General features: G+C 65.0%; 2 protein-coding genes. One reads left to right on the forward strand and one right to left on the reverse strand.

Annotation, left to right across the window (positions count from 1 at the left end; translation table 11 throughout):
* The coding region (locus ACZ7L4_RS42305; RefSeq protein ID WP_472110523.1) for an SAVMC3_10250 family protein at positions 1-507 on the reverse strand (507 nt) is incomplete at its 3' end.
* Between the two features lie 201 nt (positions 508-708).
* Between ACZ7L4_RS42305 and ACZ7L4_RS42310 the strand changes: the two genes are divergently transcribed.
* Complete coding sequence (locus ACZ7L4_RS42310; protein ID WP_472110525.1) at positions 709-3,606, forward strand: N-6 DNA methylase; 2,898 nt, start codon at positions 709-711, stop codon at positions 3,604-3,606.
* Positions 3,607-3,998: the final 392 nt, after the last annotated feature.

Below are 3,998 nucleotides of genomic sequence, written 5' to 3' on the forward strand. Positions count from 1 at the left end.
ATGCTCCAGAGACAGGGCGCGTACCGCCTGACCCGCAGTCGTCAGGAAAGTCTCAGCGAAGCTGGATCCCCCCGCGATGCCCTCCAGTGCCGAGCTCTCTACCGCGACGGGAGTGAACCCGCGCAGGTGGCGAGAGGATCCGTGCAGCAGCAGGCGGCAGTCCGTCTCGTAGCCCGGGTCCTCCCCCGGGGCGGGGTCGACGAAGAGCACCATGTGCTGGAAATCGCCCTGCAGCGCGACACAGCGCAGCGGCGTCTCGAACCATATCCACTGCCCCGGACGCAGCCCCGGCTGGGCGAACCATTCCGCCTGTTGTCCCAGGTGTTTGTCGATCTTCTCCAGCTGCCGCATCCGGCTTCGCTCGCCGTCGGCCGCGGGCACGTCGACGTCGATGCCGCCCACCGGGGTGTTCAGCCGCAGGGCACTAGGCATGGTCAACCGCTGCGGCTGCGAGAATTGCTGAAGCTTCGCATCCGACAGGTAGACAAACTCGCGGTACTTACTCACTGCCCCCCACTCCACGTGCATCCTCATCCTGCCACGTCAACCCGGCTGACAAGGGCCACAGTTGCCGGGCGGCCAGGCGAATCACGGCGCGTGGTCATGCCCGTGCCGTGCGCACGGCTGCTGTGATCCCGCTCTGCGCCACTGCGGGGCCATCCGGAGCGCGCAGGCACGGTGGCACATGATGTGGATACCCTCCGGTACGTGACAGACGACGGGTTCAAGCGCACTGCCGGACAGCTTGTCGACGCCTTCTGGTCTGCCGGGGTTTCCAACCCGCTGGAGATCCTCGACCAGGTGTCCTTCCTGCTATATCTCCGGGAACTCGATCAGGCCCAAAAGGCCTGGGAACGAGGAGCCGACCTGGGTGAAGGCTCCCCCGATAAGCCGGTCTTCACCGAAAGCGAACGGCATCTTCGGTGGGGCGAGCTCATCCGCATGACGCCGCCGCGCCTGTACGCCACGCTTGCCGACGAAATGCTCCCCCTGCTGCGACGTCACGGGACTGGCGGGATGCCCTACTCGCAGCACCTCGAAGACGCGCGTTTTGCGGTACCCACGCCAAACCTGCTGGCCAGGTCCGTCGACCTGATCGAGGCGGCACTATCAGGAACCGACACAGCTGCAGTCGGGCTGTACGAATGTCTCCTCGAGCGAATGACCGTCGCCGACCGGTACCGCTTCTTTACGACGCCACGCCATTTGGCGGCTCTCATGGCCGAAATGACCGCGCCCGGAGCCGACGACACCGTGTGCGATCCGGCCTGCGGCCTCGGGGAGTTCCTGGCCGCTGCCGCCCAGCACGTGGAGCCACTACTCCCCCAAGACCTCGCACAACGGCCCACGATGCGCAGCACCCCCCGCCTGTGTGGCTTCGGTAGTAGCCCCACAATGATGCGTTTGAGCAGTCTGCGGTTGATGCTGCACGGGTTTGCCAGCGCCAGCGTGAGCCGCCACGACGGCCTGGGCGCGGGCGCCACTACGGAGGCCGGGCGCTACTCGGTTGTCCTGGCCACCCCTCCCTTCGGGGAGCAGCGGGATTACCAGGCGGTCGCGCCGGAGTTGCTCGAGACCGTCCGCACGAGACGCGGCGAGATCCTCCATATCGCTCTCGCTTTGCAGCTGTTGAAGCCCGGCGGCCGTGCCGCGATCGTCGTGCCAGCGGGGCTGTTGTTCGGCACGTCGCCGGCACACGTCGAGATACGCCGCATGTTGGTGGACGAACATGGCCTGGAAGCCGTGGTGAAGCTGCCCAGCGGAATCTTCCAGCCCTACACGGGGATGTCGCCAGCGATCCTGTACTTCACCAAGAATGCTGGCAGCTCCGGCGACGTCTGGTTCTACGACCTGGTGGCGGACGGCTGGAGCCTGGATGGCAGACGTGCGCCGCTGCTGCCGGAAGACAAGCTGGGAGCAATTCCGGAACGCGCGCTCGACACTTCCGACCATGCACAGAACAACCTTCCCGATCTGTTGCGCCGCTGGACGCATCGAAGCGGGAGCGAACGCCAACGCGCCCGATCGGAGCAGAGTTTCTGCGTGAAACGCTCGGAAGTCGCCGAGCAGGGCTATGACCTTTCACTTGAGCGGTATCGCGCCCTGTACGAAGGGCAGCGGTCAGCCCAAGGGGGCGTCCGGCTGGGAGACTTCACCGACGTTTTCGCGGGGTCCGTCCGCAAGGCCCAGCTGAGCGCAGAACCGGACGAAGACACCAGTGATCCACGTCGGCGTGTCCTGACTCCAGTCCTCCTGTCCAGCACGCTGCCGGACGTGGCGGACCTGCCCTGCCGTACGGACGAACGCGAGCCTCGGCACCGGCTGAGGCAGGGCGACATCGTCGGCCGGGACCTCGCCGGGAATCGGCACTGGACCACGCTGCCGCACCAGTACGAGGGCGTCCAGCCGGGTCAGGGGCTTGTCGTTGTCCGCATAACCCGTGAGTTGCTGCCCCCGGAGTACGTGGCCAGTTATCTGGCTAGCCCCGCGGCCGAACGACAGCTCCCGAAGAACAGTGTCATCCCGCGTATCAGGGCACGCAGCATGGGCGACGTGTGGATCCCTCGGTGCGATGGCGACCACTCCCACATCCGTGCCGCCCTCGATCAGCTGAGGGAAGGGGAGCGCGAGGCCGAACGCATCCTGAACGAGCTCCGCCGGATGCAGACGCACATCTTCGAGAGCGGCACGAGCGCCGCACGACTGTCACGTCTCGACGAGGCGGCCTCAATCAGTTCCCTCACCGCACAGAACCTGCGCCAGCAGAATGAGCCGTACAAGCTCTTCCAGGAAACCTACCCCTATGCCATCGCCCGCGCGGTGCGGAAGTTCCGGCACGCCCCGTCACCGGCGGAGCAACATGAGGCAGCGATCCAGTGCGTGGAGTCCTTGATCCTCTCGCTGGGCATCATGGCGCTTGCGCTGGCAACTGACCGGGGCCGCCAGAGTTTGCAGCCAATCGACCAGTGGACACAGTCCGTTCGGCAAGGCGGCGTGTCCCTCGGCCACTGGGTAGCGGTGATCAGGGCAGTGGCCGAAGATGCGCGGGAGCACGGCGACCCCGCCGCGGGGCTACCCGCAGCGGCCGCAGGAAAGAAGGGCGGGAAAGGCCTGCTTGCCGACCTCGGTGGTCTCGTCACCCTTCGGAACAAGATCCGTCACGGTGCCGGGCCACGCACCCGGGCAGAGCTCGAAAGGAGCCTCGAGCAGATCGAGAAGCTGATGCACAGCAGTTTGTCAGGGTGTACGTTCCTGGCCCGCAGCCGATGGGTCCACGCGGAACGGCTCCACTGGCAGCCCGCCGCCGGATCGTTCAGCGTATCGGGCCTGGCGCTGATGGGAGACCACCCCGACTTCGCACCCACCTCGTTCCAGTTGACCCATCCCTTGGCGGACGACAGTCTCTATCTCGTCACGCCGGAGGAAAAACCCATCCCCCTAACGCCGTTCTGCCTACTCAGTGACTGCCCCGACTGTCTGGCACCCGAGTTGTACTACCCCGACCGCATGACAAACACCACCGCGCACCTGAAAAGCCTGGACCGAGGACACCAGCTGGAAAGCGACACCGTCCAAAGTTCCCTGCGGAACTGGGCGAATTTCTGACTCAATCGAACCACGCCAGTGAAGTCTTCTCCAGATGGTGTGCGTTGGAGCGTTGAAATCTTCGACCTTATGCCGTTGTCGGCACAGCACTCACTCGTTCGCAGTTGGTCCCGGCCTCGCCTGTCTCCCCGCGCGATCCCAATACCCTCGCCCTGCGGGCCCCCTGACCCCCGCGTTCGGGACTGCTACGCACATCGGATCTATTCGTCTAGGCCCCAACCGTGAGAGGCCTTATCGAGGTCTCACTACATTTGCAGCATTCTCAACTGACTTGCTGCATAGCAAGTCAGAGACACGAAAGCCCCGCCCATCCGCCTCAAAGCAGTCTCACTGCTCATGCAGCACTACAGGCCAGAAACACGCTCTAACCGCAGCATTGATGAGACTTCACA

It is taken from the genome of Streptomyces sp. NPDC107575 (genome assembly GCF_055657265.1).